Raw genomic sequence first — 14,562 nt, forward strand, 5'->3', positions numbered from 1 at the left:
TGCCGGAACGTGCGCGGCCCGGCGGTGGCCGGGCGCGGGGGCGGTGAAGGGCTGGCTGGGGGCGCGGGACGTCGACCGGACTCGGGCGCTCTACTGCTGCCGTGGTCCCGGGCATACGTTGGAGTGACGAGACAGCAGGCAGCGGCGACGCGTTCGCCGCACGGGAAGGTGGCCCCATGTTCGAGAAACTGCGCGCGTTCCTCCCCTTCCCCGCACAGGCCCGCCGCAGCGCCGGGACGGCGGACGGCGAGGCGGGCGTCACGGCCCGCGCGCCGAAACGGCAGCACAACATCTTCGAGGCCGCGGCCACCTATGTCGCCGCCTGCGCCGACGACGACGAGGACGCGATGGAGGAGGCGACGGGCTGGGTGTCGCCGGAGGCGCTGTCGTTCGGCGTCCAGGAGCTGGCCTGCCGCGCGGTCATAGCCCTCGCGCGCGAACGCGACGAGTCGCCGGAGACGGTGGCGCGCGGGCTGCTGGGGCTGCCGCCCGTCTCCTGAGTATCGCCCCGGCTCTCGACGGCTGGGTTACTCGCTGGTTAAGGTGCGCCGACCGAGCCCGTACGGCGTCCGACGGACAAGCGCGCCGCGGGGGCTGCCGCGACTGTACGACGGGAGGCCGCCGTGACGGGTACGGACGAGAAGCGCGCGGGCACCGGAGCCGGTCGGCCCGCCGGGCCCGCCCCTGGCCAGCGCCTCGCCCCCGCCGCGGGCCCCGCCGCCGAAAGCTCCGCGGACGGCGATGACGGCGATGACTCGCTGTACGTGCTGACCGCTGTGCTGCTCACCCCGGCCCAGTTCCCCAGCGTTCTCGGCGACGACTACCCGCAGGCCTGCCGGGCGCTGGGTCTGGAGCCCTACGCGGAGGGCTACGGCCTGGTGCTGGGGCAGGACGGCGACGGGGCGCGGTGGACCGTGGCGGTGGACGACGTGTCGCTGGTCGCGGTGGCGATCGCCGCGTGGGACTGCGGCATGGAGTACGACCTGTCGCCCGACGAGCGCAGTGCCGTGGCCGCGCTGCCGGGTTGGCCGCTCGCCCTGGCGGTCGCGGCGCCAAACCTCCCGGCGCCGCACGATCCGGAGACGGCGGAGGGAGACCCGCCGCCGCTGACGCCGCCCGACGAGGCGCGGTGGGGCCCGGCGCAGCGGCGGCTCGGCGCCGACGGGATAGCCCTCCAGTGGGCGGCGTGGCGCGAGCAGCTCGGCGACGACGACTTCCGTTCCTCCGGGGCGGAGGAACGGGCCGTGGCGCCCGTACCCCCTCACGGGGATGGCCCGAGCGGGGCGGCTCCCGGAGAAGGCGGTGGGCCGGGCCCGCACACGGCGGTCCGGCGGGTGTTGGGGGAGGCGCGGGCGTATCTGGAGGACCCGCCGCCGCCCGGGCGGGTGCGCTCCACGTTCGCACCGGGTGGTGCGCGCATGCTGCGGGTGGACGGGGCGGGCTGGTCGCTGGTGGCGCGGACCGACGACATCGCGTTCGTACTGGTCGACGAGCTGCCCGGCGAGGTACTGCCCGTGGGGCGCGGCCCGCACCTGCCAGGACTGCTGGCGGGCCTCGACGCCATGGCCGTCCGCCCGGGCTGACCCGTGTCCGCCCCGGCCGCCCGTCTTTACGGCTGCCGACCTCGTCGTACGCCCCGATTCGCCCGCAGGCGTGGGAACCGCGTGCGAGGACGCCCGCATGGGCGGCCTGCTGGTGTTGGCCGTCCGGAGTGTCCGGTACCCCGCTGCGAACACCGGTCCGACCAGTCAGGCGTTCGCGACGGCTGTGGGGGGCGTGGGGGTGTTGGACCAGGTGCGGGTGGACAGGACCAGACGGTAGCCGTCCGGGTCCTCGATGGTGATGCCGCAGCGGTCCCAGTACGGGTTGTGGGACGGGACCCGGCGGCCGCCGTGCTGTTCGAGGCGGTTCACGAGGGGCTCGGGGACCGGGCCGTCGAGGTAGACGACCAGCAGGTCCTCCGGCGTCGGCCGTGGCGACACGGGCCCGGCGGGGGTGTGGACCAGCTCCAGGTGCCAGCTGGCGTCGGGCCAGCCGACCATCAGCAGGCTGTGGTCGCCCGGCGTGCCGTCACCTTCGTGGCGCCAGAGTTCGCTGAGCCCGAGGCCGGAGATCCAGAAGCGGGCGGCTGCGTCGAGGTCGCGGGAGGGGCGGGCGATTCGGATGTGTGCGGCGGCGTCTGCGGGCATGGGGTGAACCTACGGACCCGGGCGCGCCGAACACATCGGGCGCCGGGTGTAGGTGCCTCCGACGAGCGGTGTACGCCGCGCCGCGTACGCCCGGCTCAGCGGCCTATCTCGCGCCGCGCGGCGACCCGCCTCAGCCGGCGCCGCTGGCCGGGATCCAGCGCCAGGTACGCCAGGGCGGGCACGCCCACCACGACCAGCAGGGACATCCAGAAGCCGATCAGGGGCATCAGCAGCAGCCCGACGGCCACTCCCCCGATCATGATCTTCGTCCGCATCGACATGGACGCCTCCTTCTCGGCTGTCTGCACGGTGAACGTTCGGCCGGGCGGTGTGGTTCCGCCTGCGGGCGCGCTGCGGTTCAGGCGGCGGTGCGCAGGGGCTCGCCGACCGCGTGGAGGTGGCCCAGCACCTGCCGGTACGAGTCGAGCGCGCCCGTCTCGGTGTACGGCAGGCCGAGCTCGCGGCAGTGGGCGCGGACCAGCGGCTGGGCGTGGCGCAGGTGGGGACGCGGCATGCTGGGGAACAGGTGGTGCTCGATCTGGTAGTTGAGGCCGCCGAGCAGCCAGTCGGTGACGGCGCCCCCGCGGATGTTGCGCGAGGTGAGGACCTGTCGTCGCAGATGGCCCCAGTTCTCGTCGCCGCCGTCCTCGCCCGGCATGGCCATGCCCTTGTGGTTGGGCGCGAAGGCGAGGCCCAGGTGGAGGCCGAGCAGCATCTGGTGGATCAGCGCGAACAGCAGCGCCCGGCCCAGCGGCATCGTGGCGAGCAGCAGCGTGGCGTAGCCGACGACGTGGGCGACGAGGAGGCCGCCCTCCATGAGCCTCGCGCCTCGTGTGCCGCGCCGCCCCCGCGCGGAGAACACCCCCTGGAAGCCGTACACCTTGAGGGCGAGCCCTTCGAGGGTGGTGAGCGGGAAGAACAGCCACGCCTGGTGGCGGGTGAGCCAGCCGCGCAGGCCGGTGCGGCCGCCCGCCTGGTGGGGGGCGAACACGAGGACGTCCGGGGCGACGTCCGGGTCCTTTTCGACGTGGTTGGGGTTGGCGTGGTGGCGGTTGTGCTTGTCGTTCCACCACTCCTGGCTCATGCCGAGGAGCAGGTTCGCGTGGATGATCTGGAGGAGGTGGTTGGTCCGGCGGCGGGCCGCGATCTGGGAGTGTCCGGCGTCGTGGGCGATGAAACCCGTACGCGCGGAGAACACGGCCAGCGGGACGGCGAGCAGCAGCGTCCAGGCCGAGCCGCCGAAGATTACGAGCGCGGCCGCGATGGCCGCGAGGGCGAGGAGATTGGCGGTGATCCCGGCGGCGTACCAGCCGGGCCGCCGTTCCAGCAGCCTCCGCTCCCGGACGGCGCGCAGCAGGGGCGTGAACTCGCTGCCGCCGCCCGCGCGGGGTGGGGCCGGGATGCGCTCCGGCGGGGCGATGGTGGCCTGGGGCATGGCGGTCTCCGGTCTGTGGGCCGAGTGTTCGGCGGGATGCGGGTGACCGGCGTTGGCCTCCATGCGGGGCCGCGCCGGGGCGACGTCGTACCTCGAACCTACGGAGCGGCCGGTACCGCCGGCCATGACGGCAGCACCCGGACAGGGTGGGGGACACCCCTCCTTGCGGGGTAGTGCCGACGCCACCCCGGGTCGGCCCTGTGAGCCACCTCACGGATGGAATGTGAGCTTCCGTCCGGGACGTCCTGTACCGTCGGCGCTTCCACATCAGGCTAGTCAAACTTGAGGACTGCAACAGCACTGTGCACTGGGACCCCACGCTCATCGGCCTCGCCGGCTGCTCCACCGTCTTCCTGTCCGCTGATCCCGCGCGCAGTGGGCGCCTCGCCTTCTGGGCGCCCGACGGCGCACCGCTGCCCGAGCTGCCCGGCGTCGGCAGCGTCGAGGAGGTGGACGTCGTCGCCGACGACGCCCTGCCGTGTCGTGTGACGGCGCTCTGCCTTCCCGTACGGGAGGCCCTTCCGCTGCTGGCGCGGGCCGGTGCCGGGTCGGTCACCGGCCCGTCCAGATCCTGCGCGTTCTGGGGAGCTGCCGCGCTGCTCGCCCTCCACCTCGTCGCGCGGGGCCGGCTGCTGCCCGGTGTGACCGAGGAGGGCCACGACGCCTGGCGGGCCGGACCGCTCGCCACCGAGGACCTCGACCGGTTGCGGACGCTCGCCGCGTCGATGCCGCCGACCGCCCACGCCGTTCCGGTCGGCACCGCGGAGGACGGGGCGGTGCTGCTGCCCGACCCTGAGGCGCTGCTGCGGACCTTCCTGGACGCGGTGGCGGACGTACTGCCGCGTACCCCGGCCGCGTCCCTCGCCGCGGGCGGCGCCCCGTTCACGGCGGAGGCGCCGCTGCGGGTGCCGGAACTGCGCGAGTGGGCCGCCGATGTGGCGGCCGGTCACGACGCGGGCGTACGGCTGTCCCTGCGGATCGAGGTGACGGGCCTGGACGGCGCGCCCGTCGACGAACGCGGCGCCGCTGTCGCCGGTCCGGCCTTCCGCGCCGTGCCGCAGCTGCACCACGCGGGTGACGCCTCGCTCGTCGCCGACGCCGGGCAGGTGTGGTCGGGCGCCGCCGGTACGGCGTTCGGGGCGTCGGCGCGCCGGGACGCGCTGCTGGCGCTGCGCCGCGCCGCGCGCGTGTGGCCCGCCCTGTCGCCGCTGCTGTCCGCCGCCGTACCGGACGCCCTGGAGCTGGCCGACGAGGAGATCGCGGAGCTGCTGGGCGGCGCCGGGCGTGCGCTCGCCCAGTCCGGCGTACAGGTGCACTGGCCCAGGAGCCTGGCCAGGACCCTGACCGCGAAGGCCGTCGTCGGACCCCCGTCCGGCGAGGGCGACGGCGACGGCGGTCCGTACGGCCGCGACTCCAAACTGCCGTCGTTCCTGTCCGCCGACACGCTGCTGTCCTTCGACTGGCGCTTCGCCGTCGGCGACCAGACCCTCGACCGGGCGGAGCTGAACCGGATCGCCGAGGCCGGCCGCCCCCTGGTACGCCTCCGGGACCAGTGGGTGCTGGTGGACCCCGAGGAGGTGCGGCGCGCCCGCGAGCGGCGTGACCGCCGTGTCACGCCCGTCGAGGCGCTCGGAGCCGTACTGACGGGGACCACCGAGGTGGACGGGCGGCCGGTCGGCGTCGAGGCGTCCGGGTGGCTGCGGGAGCTGCGGGACCGGCTCGCGGACCCTGAGGGCGGCCACCAGGAGGCCGGGCAGCCCGCCGCGCTCGCCGCGACGCTGCGCGACTACCAGTTGCGGGGCCTGAACTGGCTGCACCGCATGACGTCCCTGGGACTCGGCGCCTGCCTCGCCGACGACATGGGCCTCGGCAAGACCATCACGCTCATCTCGCTGCACCTGCACCGGCAGACCGATCCGGCCGCCGCCGGGCCGACGCTCGTCGTCTGCCCGACATCGCTGATGGGCAACTGGCAGCGGGAGATCGAGAAGTTCGCGCCCGGTACGCCGGTCCGCCGCTTCCACGGGCCCCGCCGCGACCTGGACGGTGTCTCCGACGGCTTCGTGCTCACCACGTACGGGACGATGCGCCTCGACGCCGGGCGCCTCGCGCGCGTGGACTGGGGCATGGTCGTCGCGGACGAGGCCCAGCACGTCAAGAACCCTTACTCGGCGACTGCCCGGCAGCTGCGCACCATCGGCGCGCGGGCCCGGGTGGCGCTGACGGGCACCCCCGTGGAGAACAACCTCTCCGAACTGTGGGCGATCCTCGACTGGACGACACCGGGCCTGCTCGGCCGCCTCGGCACGTTCCGCAGCCGGTACGCGCAGGCCGTCGAGGGCGGCGCCGACCCGGCGGCGGCGGAGCGGCTGTCCCGGCTGGTCCGGCCGTTCCTGCTGCGCCGCCGCAAGTCGGACCCGGGCATCGCGCCGGAGCTGCCGCCGAAGACCGAGACGGACCGGGCCGTCGCCCTGACGAAGGAGCAGGCCGGGCTGTACGAGGCGGTGGTGCGGGAGACGCTCGCCGCGATCGCCGGGTCGGACGGCATGGAGCGCCGCGGTCTGGTCGTCACGCTGCTGACCGCGCTGAAGCAGATCTGCAACCACCCCGCCCAGTACCTGAAGGAGGAGGGCGCGCCCCGGCTGGCGGGCCGTTCCGGCAAGCTGGAACTGCTGGACGAGCTCCTGGACACGATCCTCGCCGAGGGCGCGAGCGTGCTGGTGTTCACCCAGTACGTGCGCATGGCGCGGCTGCTCCGCGACCACCTCGCCGCGCGTGGCGTACGGGCGCAACTCCTGCACGGCGGCACGCCGGTCGGGGAACGCGAGGCGATGGTCGCCCGTTTCCAGGACGGGGAAGTACCGGTGTTCCTGCTGTCACTGAAGGCGGCGGGCACGGGGCTGAACCTGACGCGGGCGGAGCACGTCGTGCACTTCGACCGCTGGTGGAACCCCGCGGTGGAGGCGCAGGCCACCGACCGGGCGTACCGCATCGGGCAGACCCAGCCCGTGCAGGTGCACCGGCTGATCGCCGAGGGCACGGTCGAGGACCGCATCGCGGACATGCTGTCGCGCAAGCGGCAGTTGGCGGACGCGGTGCTGGGCGGCGCCGGGGAGGCGGCCCTCACGGAGCTGACCGACGCCGAACTGGCCGAGCTGGTGCGGCTGCGCGCGACGGACGGGGGTTACGACGCGGGCGGCGGTGACGACGCGGAGGGCGGGCGCGACGCGTACGGCGAGGGCGGGCACGGCGGTTCCGTGTACGGGGGAACCGGATACAGCGGGGCGGTCGGGAACGGCTCCTCGGGGGACGAAGGGAGAGGCGCTGCGGACAGGGTGGACGCCAGGGGCGGAGCGGGCTCTGCGGACGGGACGACGATCCCGGACGGGACTCGCACCGCGGATGTGAAGGGCCTCGCGGATGTGAAGGGCGGCCTCACGGGCGGGCAGGGTCTCGGGGACATGACCGGCCTCGGGAACGTGAAGGGTGTCGTGGACGGGACGAGCGGAGGGCGTGGACGATGAGCGGTGGCTACGAGGACGAGGCGACCTTCGCCGCCCTGCCGCCCGCCCACGGGCGTGGCTTCGCCGAGACCTGGTGGGGCCGGGCCTGGCTGAAGGCCCTGGAGGACACGGCGCTCGACGGCGAGCAGCTGAAGAAGGGCCGCGCCCGGGCACGCGTCGGCGCGGTGGGTGCCGTGACGGTGCGCCCCGGACGGATCACCGCGGTCGTCACGGACCGGGACGGGACCGCGTACCGCGCCGACGTGCTGGTGCAGGAGCTGTCGGACGGGGACTGGGACCGGTTCCTGGGCACGGCGGTGGAGCGGGCGGGCCATGTGGCCGCGCTGCTGGACCGGGACATGCCGCCGCACCTGGTGGAGGACGCCGCGGCGGCCGGGGTGGAGCTGCTGCCGGGCCTGGGCGACCTGGAGGCGGAGTGCGCGTGCGGGGCGTGGGACCACTGCCCTCACACGGCGGCCCTCTGCTACCAGGTGGCGCGGCTGCTCGACCGGGACCCGTTCGTCCTGCTGCTCATGCGGGGCCGGGCCGAACGGTGGCTGCTGGAGGAGCTGACGGCGCGCGGCACGGGCGGCAGCGGTGCCGACGACGCGGTGGCGGCTGAGCCGGGGGGCGTGCGGGCCGACGAGGCGTTCGCGATGGGCGACATCCTGCCCGCGTTGCCGTCGCCGCCGCCGGTCCCCGAACGGGCCGGCGAACCGCCGTCGTTGGACACGGAGACGGACCCCGGTGCCGAGGTGGAGCCGCTCGTACTGGAGTTGCTGGCGGCCGACGCGGCGCGGCGGGCACGGCGGATGCTGGCGGAGGTGCTGGCCGGGGCGGACTCCCCCGCTGCCGGTTCCGGCGACGGGCCTCTGACCGTGGCCCAGGACGCCGTACGTCTCGCCGCGACCGCCGAGGAGCCGGTGCCCGGGGTGGTGGCCCGGCTCGCGGCCGGGACGGGGCGGGACGCGGTCGGCATGGACCTCGCCGTACGGGCGTGGCGGCTGGGCGGTGCGGCGGGCCTCGCGGCGCTGGAGGTGGAGTGGACCCCGGAGCCCGCGGTGGCCGCCAGGGCCGAGGCGCTCGTCGCAGCCGCCGGGCAGGACGGCGAGCTCGGCGTCCTGCGGCCGCTCGGCGGCGGGCGCTGGGCCGGACCGGGCGGTGACGTGCAGGTGCGGCTGGGCCGGGACGGCCGCTGGTGGCCGTTCCGGCGCGAACAGGACCGGTGGGCCCCGGCGGGCCCGGCCGGGTACGACCCGGGCGCGGTGCTGGCCTCGCTGCTGGAGGGGGACGACACGCGGTGACGGGGAGCGGGACGGCGCAACCGGGAGCCGGACCGCGTCACCACGGGCGGGGCGGCGCGACCGCGCCACGGGGAGGCCGGACCGCGCGCGAGCCGGACCGCATAACGGGGGGACCGGACCGCCGCTCCGGGAACGATCCGTGAAGCCGGGAGCGGTTCACGTATCGGGAAGGTGGTGGCCGCGCCGGGACGGGCGCGGCCACCACTGCCGGGGCGTTTCGCGGTGCGCCGCTGCGGGGTCAGGCGGTGGTGGTGCCGAGCTGCCGCTCGGCCGCGTCCACCGTCTGTGCCAGCAGGGTGGCGATGGTCATGGGCCCGACGCCGCCCGGGACGGGCGTGATCAGCCCGGCCCGCTCGGCCGCGGGCTCGAAGTCGACGTCGCCGACGTTGCCCTCGTTGTAGCCCGCGTCGATGACGACGGCGCCGGGCTTGATGTCCTCGCCCTTGATGAAACGGGCCCTGCCCACGGCGGCGACCACGATGTCCGCCTCCCGCACCGCGGCGGACAGGTCGGCGGCGGGGGTGTGGGAGTGGCAGTACGTCACCGTGGCGTTCCGGGCGAGCAGCAGCATCCCGGCGGGCTTGCCGAGGATCGCGCTGCGGCCGACGACGACGGCGCGCTTGCCCGCGGGATCGACGTCGTACGCGTCGAGCAGCCGCATGATGCCGCCGGGCGTGCAGGAGACGAACCCGGGCAGGCCGAAGCTCATCGAGGCGAAGGAGCTGGTGGTGACGCCGTCCACATCCTTCTCGGGGGCGATCGCCTCGAACGCGGCGCGCTCGTCGATGTGCCGGCCGACCGGGTGCTGGAGGAGGATGCCGTGCACGTCGGGGTCGTCGGACAGGTCCCGCAGGGCGGCGACGAGCTCCTCGGTGGTGGTCGTGGCGGGCAGTTCGACGTGGCGGGAGCGGATGCCGGCCTTCTCGCAGCGGGCGCGCTTCATCCGTACGTACGTGACGGACGCGGGGTCCTCGCCTACGAGGACGGTGGCGAGGCACGGCTCCTTGCCGGTGCGGCGGGTGAGCTCGGCGGCGCGGGCGGCGGTCTCCTCGACGAGGCGGCGGGCGAGGCCGCTGCCGTCCATGAGGCGGGCTTCGGCGGTCGTGGACATGGGTCCTCCTGAGCGTCAACAGGTGTGTCGGTGCTGATCGCCCAGGCGCGCGGCAGGTGGCGGTGTCCGCCGGGCCGCTCCCCGGTGGTGCCCCACCCAAGCGCCAGTCACGGCCCGCCCACCACTGTACGGGAGAGCGGGCGCGCGCGGTGGCGCGGGCCTGGGGGGGGCCAGCCGTGGGCGCGGTGGGGTGCCGATACCGTACGCCGCACCCGGGCCGGGCCGGGGCCGTCACCGGAAACGGCAGCCCCGGCGCGGAGTCGCGCAGGAGAATCGAGGGTCGAAGCACCACCGGCGAGGAGGGCGACAAGGCCGTGCGGCGGACACTGGACCTCTGGCGTCAGGAGCTCGGAGTCGTACCCGACCGGGTCTGGGAACAGACCGGGCTCCAGGTACTGATCCTCGCGGACAACGGCCTCACCGCCCTTCCGTCGGCGATCGGCCGCCTGCGTCGGCTGACGACCCTGGACCTCGGCCACAACGCCCTCACGTCGGTGCCCGACGAACTGGGTGACCTGAGCGACCTCAGCGACTGCCTCTACCTGCACGACAACCGGCTCGCGCGGCTTCCCGACGCCTTGGGAAGGCTGACCCGGCTGCGCTATCTCAACGTCGGCGAGAACCGCCTCACCTCCCTGCCCGAGGCGCTCGGGAACATGACCGGCCTCGTCGAGCTGCGGGCGCAGCACAACCGGCTCACCTCGCTGCCCGGCTCCCTCGGCCGGCTTGGCGGGCTGCGTGAGCTCTGGCTGCGCGGCAACGCGATCGAGTGCCTGCCGCCATCGGCCGCTCGGCTGCGCGAGCTTCGCCATCTGGACCTGCGGGAGAACGCTCTGACGGTGCTGCCGCCGTCGCTGGCCGGTCTCCCGCGTCTCCGTCAGATCGACGTGCGGAGCAACCGTCTCACCCGCCTGCCGGACTGGCTCGCCCTGCTGCCCTCCCTGGAGAAGCTGGATCTGCGGTGGAACGCCGTCGATCCCTCCCTGCCGCTGCTGAACAGGCTTGAGCGGCAAGGCTGCGTCGTCCTGACATGACCGTGACGTGAACGTCGGCGTGTGCCCGGTTCTCGCGGCCGAGGTCCGGGCAGGGGTGTCGGCGTTTCGGCCATCACCCTCGCGGGCCGTGCCCCTCGTGACGCACGGGTGGGTGTATCGCGCACCTTCGCCTCCTGGCCCCGTCATGCGGATCGCGCTCCGTCCGAAACACACGCGTTCGAAAAATGAGGTCGGTCGTTGAGCTCCATGACACCCCGGAACGCTTCCTCCAGGAGGACTCCATGCTTCCCTCGCGCCCCCATCCGGCCGCCCCCGTCCACGTCCGGCCCCGGCTCACCGGTTCTCCCCGTTCCCGGTTCGCGGCGGCCCCGTGTGCGACCGGCGCGTTCCGCTCAGCACGTCCGCGTACGAGGTGGGCGGCATGAGTGAGCACGCCGATGCCTATGTCACCCATGGCGCCGTTCCCGGGCCGCGGTCCGCCCCGCTCCCCCTGCCGCCCGGCACGGTCCCCGCGGGCCCCGGGGACGGGGACATCGCCGGGGAGATGGAGGAGGCGTACTGGTCCGTCCACGACGGCGCCGCCGCCCGGGCGACCGTCCGGCAGGTCCTGGCCAGGCTGCCCCGGATCACCCGGCAGATCGGACGGCTGGCCTGGCGCGCCGACCCGCGCGCGACCACCGCGGTCGTCGCGTGCCAGCTCGCCTCGGCCGCGATGAGCGCCTTCGGACTGATCGCCTCGGTGCGCGTGTTGCAGGAGTTGTTCGCGCAGGGTCCGACGGCCGACCGGGTGCGGGCGGCCGTCCCGCAGATCCTGCTCGTCGTCGGGTTCCTCGCCATGCGGGCACTGCTGGAGGCGGCGGTCGCGGTGGCGCAGGCGCGCGTCACGCCGAAGATCCGGACCGCGCTGGAGAGCGAGTTCTTCCGCCTCACGGCCCATGTGCGGCTGGAGGCGGTGGAGAACGCCGACTGGCACGACGAGGTGTACCGGGCCAACGACCGGGGCCTGTTCTACGCACGGCAGATCGTCGGCCAGGTGGTCTCCCTGGCGTCCGCCGCGCTGGGCCTCGTCGGCACCGCCGGGGTCCTCGGTGTCCTGCACCCGGCCTTGCTGCCGCTGCTCCTGCTGTCCGTGCTGCCCGTCGGCGCGGCGGCCGTACGCAGCGCCCGGGCCCGCTTCCACTCGTTCAAGCGGTGGAACGCCCTCCAGCGCCGGGTGCGTGTCTTCTCGTGGCTGCTGCTCGACCAGGACGCGGCGGCCGAGCTGCGCTCCGACACGGCGCAGGGCGCGCTGCTCGACGAGCACCGCCGTCTGATCACGCGGATCGCCGAGGAGGACACGCGCCTCGGGGTGGGGGCGGCCCTGCTGAACCTGGCCGGGCGCGGCATCGGCGGTCTCGGCACGGGGGTCACGTATTGCGCGCTCGGGGCCATGCTGATCGCCGGCTGGCTTCCGCTGGCCGCCGGCGCGGGCGCGGTGCTCGCCATCCAGGCCGGTCAGACGTCGCTGACCCGGCTGGTGGAGGTGGCCCACCTCGTGTACGAGCACGCGCTGTGGGTGGACGACCTCCTGGCCGTCCAGGAACGCTGCCGGGGGCTGCAGCTGCGAACCGCCGCGGTCCACGCTCCGGACCGGGTGAGGACCGTCACCCTGGAGGACGTGTCCTTCACCTACGCGGGGAAGGAGAGCCCCGCGCTCGACGGGGTCTCCATGACGCTGACGGCGGGCGAGACGATCGCCTTCGTCGGTCTCAACGGCTCGGGGAAGAGTACGTGCGCGAAGGTTCTGGCCGGTCTGCACGAGGTGCAGCGGGGGCGCGTGTGCTGGGACGGCGTGGACGTGCGCACCTTCGACGCCCAGTCCGTGCAGCGGCGGGTCGCCTGCGTACTCCAGGACCCGGTGCGGTTCCCGTTCAGCGCCCTGTCCAACGTGACCGTGTCCACCGGCAGCCTCACCGGGGCCGTTCCGGAGCGGGCCCTCGCCGCAGTGCGCGCCGCGGGCGCCGACCAGGTCATCGCGGACCTGCCCGGGCAGTGGGACGCCCTGTTGTCCAAGCGCTTCCGCGGCGGGCAGGAACTCTCCGGCGGGCAGTGGGCCAAGGTCGCGGTCGCCAGGGGCCTTTACAAGAACGCCTCGCTGCTGCTGCTCGACGAGCCCACCGCGAGCATGGACCCGCCGTCCGAGCACGCCGTCTACGAGGCCGTACTGCGCGGGCGGCTGCGCGAGGACCAGATCACCGTGCTGATCTCGCACCGCCTCGCCAGCGTCGTTGACTGCGACCGGATCTACGTCTTCGACACCGGCCGGATCGTCGAGTCGGGGTCCCACGGCGAACTCATGGCGCTCGGCGGTCTCTACGCCGACATGTTCACCCTCCAGGCCGACGGCTACCGGGCGCGGGACACCGGGCTCCCGTGTCGCGGCGCGGCCGGGGGCGGCGCCGCTGTCGAAGGGGCGGTGTCGTGACACCCGGGAGCCGACACCGTGCGCACGGTCCGATCGGGCGCCGGTACCGCGCCCGTCCCGCCGCCTCCACGACGGCGTCGTCCACGTCAACCCGAGGGAAGGTGAGCCCCTTGTCGGCTTCGCACATCACCGACAGCGCCAGCACGGCCGTGATGATCGTCAACAGCGACGGCCGGTACCTGCTGCGTCTGCGGGACGCCCACAAACCGATCTGCGACCCGGGGACCTGGTCCCTCGTCGGGGGCGGACGCGAGCCGGGCGAGAGCCCGGACGAGGCGATCGTCCGCGAGATCCTGGAGGAGACCGGACTCGTCCTGCCCGAGGTCGTCCCGTACAGGTCCGCGAAGGATCGCCCTCCCTACGTCGTCGAGGGCGGCATCCACCTCTACACGGCCCGCTGGGACGGTGACGCCGCCGCACTGCCGGTCTCGGAGGGGATCATGTTCGCGTGGTTCGACGTCGCCGCCATGGAGCATCTGACCATGTGCCCCTGGGCCCACGAGGCGATCAAGGCCCACCACGCGGAGCGGCCCGCCGCCGCCCCGGTGCCCGGGCCGCGCACGGCCCGCCGTGCGAGCGGGACGGCGTCGGGGTCGGGAGGGGGAGCCGGGTCGGGGGCGGTGAGTAACGTGGTGGGGGCGCACCTGTTCCTGGAGCGCGACGGCGCCACCCTTCTGGGGCTGCGGCACGAGAGCGTGGCGTTCGCCGCCGGGGCGTGGCATGCGCTGGCGGGCCATGTGGAGCGGGAGAGCGTGCGCGCGTGCCTGGTCCGCGAGGCGTACGAGGAGGCCGGACTCGTCATCGACCCGGCCGATCTGACGCTGGCGCACGCCGTGCACCTGCTCGACCACGAGGACGCCGAGCCCAGGCTGCAGCTGTTCTTCGCCGCGTCCCGCTGGTCGGGCGAGCCTCGGGTCCGCGAGCCCGACAGGTGTGTGGCCTGGGCGTGGTGGCCCCTGGACGGCCTGCCGGAGCCGATGGTCGCGTACACGCGCGCCGCGATCGACGGCATCCGCGCCGGTACGGCGTACACCGAACTGGGCTGGGACACCACGGCCGTACGGGAGAGCCGCTGACATGATCGGCTCGACGTCCAGCGCTCGCCGCACGGGACGCCACGGCTCCCGTCGTCGGTTTCCCTCCGCCGGAGGGGAGTTGTCCTTGGTTCAGCCGCATGGACGGTTCGCGGAGGTGCTCGCCCTCGGCCCTGGTTGCGCGGCGCGAGCGGGGGTGGGGGCGTGAGCGGCGGCGGGCGGCATACGGAGCCGCTGGATGTGCACCTGCTCGCGGTCCGGGAGTCTTCGGCGGGCCCCGAGGTGCTGCTCTCCCGCCGGGCCGGGGCCGTGTACGCGGCCGGTCTGTGGCACGCCCCGTCCGGGCACGTGGACGGGGCGGAGGAGGATGTCGTCGCCGCCCTCGTGCGGGAGACCCGCGAGGAGACGGGGCTCGTCGTGGCTCGGACGACGTGTGCGCGGCCGTGACCGTCCACCACCGTTCCCCGGCGGGGCACGCGCGGGGGGGTCTTCTTCGAGGTGCGCCACTGGCGGGGCACACCCCGGGT

Annotated in this window: 12 protein-coding genes and 1 riboswitch; of the genes, 8 read left to right on the forward strand and 4 right to left on the reverse strand. The window is 74.5% G+C overall.

Annotated features, from left to right (window positions below):
* The first annotated feature begins 176 nt into the window (after window positions 1-176).
* Window positions 177-500, forward strand: a complete 324-nt coding sequence (locus J116_RS00850; RefSeq protein WP_023591260.1) for a hypothetical protein — start codon at window positions 177-179, stop codon at window positions 498-500.
* A gap of 258 nt (window positions 501-758) precedes the next feature.
* The gene (locus tag J116_RS00855; RefSeq protein ID WP_051204061.1) at window positions 759-1,583 is read left to right on the forward strand and encodes a hypothetical protein; all 825 of its coding nucleotides are present in this window, start codon (window positions 759-761) and stop codon (window positions 1,581-1,583) included.
* Between the two features lie 165 nt (window positions 1,584-1,748).
* Here J116_RS00855 and J116_RS00860 read toward each other — a convergent pair whose 3' ends face one another.
* From J116_RS00860 to J116_RS00870, 3 genes are all read right to left on the reverse strand, one after another.
* Window positions 1,749-2,189 carry a VOC family protein gene (locus J116_RS00860; protein ID WP_023591258.1) on the reverse strand — a complete coding sequence of 147 codons (441 nt, stop codon included), beginning with the start codon at window positions 2,187-2,189 and terminating at the stop codon, window positions 1,749-1,751.
* A 95-nt stretch (window positions 2,190-2,284) separates the two neighbouring features.
* Complete coding sequence (locus J116_RS00865; RefSeq protein WP_023591257.1) at window positions 2,285-2,470, reverse strand: hypothetical protein; 186 nt, start codon at window positions 2,468-2,470, stop codon at window positions 2,285-2,287.
* A gap of 77 nt (window positions 2,471-2,547) precedes the next feature.
* A complete protein-coding gene (locus tag J116_RS00870; protein WP_028964824.1) occupies window positions 2,548-3,624 on the reverse strand; it encodes an acyl-CoA desaturase in 1,077 nt (358 codons plus the stop codon).
* A gap of 302 nt (window positions 3,625-3,926) precedes the next feature.
* Between J116_RS00870 and J116_RS00875 the strand changes: the two genes are divergently transcribed.
* Both J116_RS00875 and J116_RS30565 read left to right on the forward strand, forming a co-directional pair.
* Window positions 3,927-7,148 carry a DEAD/DEAH box helicase gene (locus tag J116_RS00875; RefSeq protein ID WP_023591255.1) on the forward strand — a complete coding sequence of 1,074 codons (3,222 nt, stop codon included), beginning with the start codon at window positions 3,927-3,929 and terminating at the stop codon, window positions 7,146-7,148.
* Window positions 7,145-8,431 (forward strand): SWIM zinc finger family protein, encoded by a 1,287-nt coding sequence (locus J116_RS30565; protein ID WP_023591254.1) that lies wholly within the window; start codon window positions 7,145-7,147, stop codon window positions 8,429-8,431. The genes J116_RS00875 and J116_RS30565 overlap by 4 nt, the downstream gene beginning before the upstream one ends.
* 238 nt (window positions 8,432-8,669) lie before the next feature.
* On the opposite strand, the gene J116_RS00885 is transcribed toward J116_RS30565, so the two are convergent.
* Complete coding sequence (locus J116_RS00885) at window positions 8,670-9,542, reverse strand: bifunctional 5,10-methylenetetrahydrofolate dehydrogenase/5,10-methenyltetrahydrofolate cyclohydrolase (RefSeq protein WP_023591253.1); 873 nt, start codon at window positions 9,540-9,542, stop codon at window positions 8,670-8,672.
* A gap of 32 nt (window positions 9,543-9,574) precedes the next feature.
* A riboswitch (ZMP/ZTP riboswitch) is annotated at window positions 9,575-9,663 on the reverse strand.
* Between the two features lie 193 nt (window positions 9,664-9,856).
* On the opposite strand from J116_RS00885, the gene J116_RS00890 reads away from it, so the two are divergent.
* From J116_RS00890 to J116_RS30570, 4 genes are all read left to right on the forward strand, one after another.
* The gene (locus tag J116_RS00890; protein ID WP_023591252.1) at window positions 9,857-10,576 is read left to right on the forward strand and encodes a leucine-rich repeat domain-containing protein; all 720 of its coding nucleotides are present in this window, start codon (window positions 9,857-9,859) and stop codon (window positions 10,574-10,576) included.
* A gap of 382 nt (window positions 10,577-10,958) precedes the next feature.
* The gene (locus J116_RS00895; RefSeq protein WP_051204060.1) at window positions 10,959-13,001 is read left to right on the forward strand and encodes an ABC transporter ATP-binding protein; all 2,043 of its coding nucleotides are present in this window, start codon (window positions 10,959-10,961) and stop codon (window positions 12,999-13,001) included.
* A gap of 110 nt (window positions 13,002-13,111) precedes the next feature.
* Entirely contained in the window at window positions 13,112-14,077 is a 966-nt protein-coding gene (locus J116_RS00900; protein ID WP_023591250.1) for an NUDIX hydrolase, read from the forward strand.
* 198 nt (window positions 14,078-14,275) lie between these two features.
* Entirely contained in the window at window positions 14,276-14,482 is a 207-nt protein-coding gene (locus tag J116_RS30570; protein WP_235617297.1) for an NUDIX domain-containing protein, read from the forward strand.
* Window positions 14,483-14,562: the final 80 nt, after the last annotated feature.

The sequence above is a fragment of the Streptomyces thermolilacinus SPC6 genome, assembly GCF_000478605.2.
GTDB classification, from domain to species: domain Bacteria; phylum Actinomycetota; class Actinomycetes; order Streptomycetales; family Streptomycetaceae; genus Streptomyces; species Streptomyces thermolilacinus.

Bases quoted from the DNA above. Each gene is read 5' to 3' on its own strand.
- J116_RS00865 (WP_023591257.1), bottom strand. From the start codon at position 2,470: ATGTCGATGCGGACGAAGATCATGATCGGGGGAGTGGCCGTCGGGCTG.
- J116_RS00850 (WP_023591260.1), top strand. From the start codon at position 177: ATGTTCGAGAAACTGCGCGCGTTCCTCCCCTTCCCCGCACAGGCCCGC.
- J116_RS00885 (WP_023591253.1), bottom strand. From the start codon at position 9,542: ATGTCCACGACCGCCGAAGCCCGCCTCATGGACGGCAGCGGCCTCGCC.
- J116_RS00860 (WP_023591258.1), bottom strand. From the start codon at position 2,189: ATGCCCGCAGACGCCGCCGCACACATCCGAATCGCCCGCCCCTCCCGC.
- J116_RS30565 (WP_023591254.1), top strand. From the start codon at position 7,145: ATGAGCGGTGGCTACGAGGACGAGGCGACCTTCGCCGCCCTGCCGCCC.
- J116_RS00870 (WP_028964824.1), bottom strand. From the start codon at position 3,624: ATGCCCCAGGCCACCATCGCCCCGCCGGAGCGCATCCCGGCCCCACCC.
- J116_RS00895 (WP_051204060.1), top strand. From the start codon at position 10,959: ATGAGTGAGCACGCCGATGCCTATGTCACCCATGGCGCCGTTCCCGGG.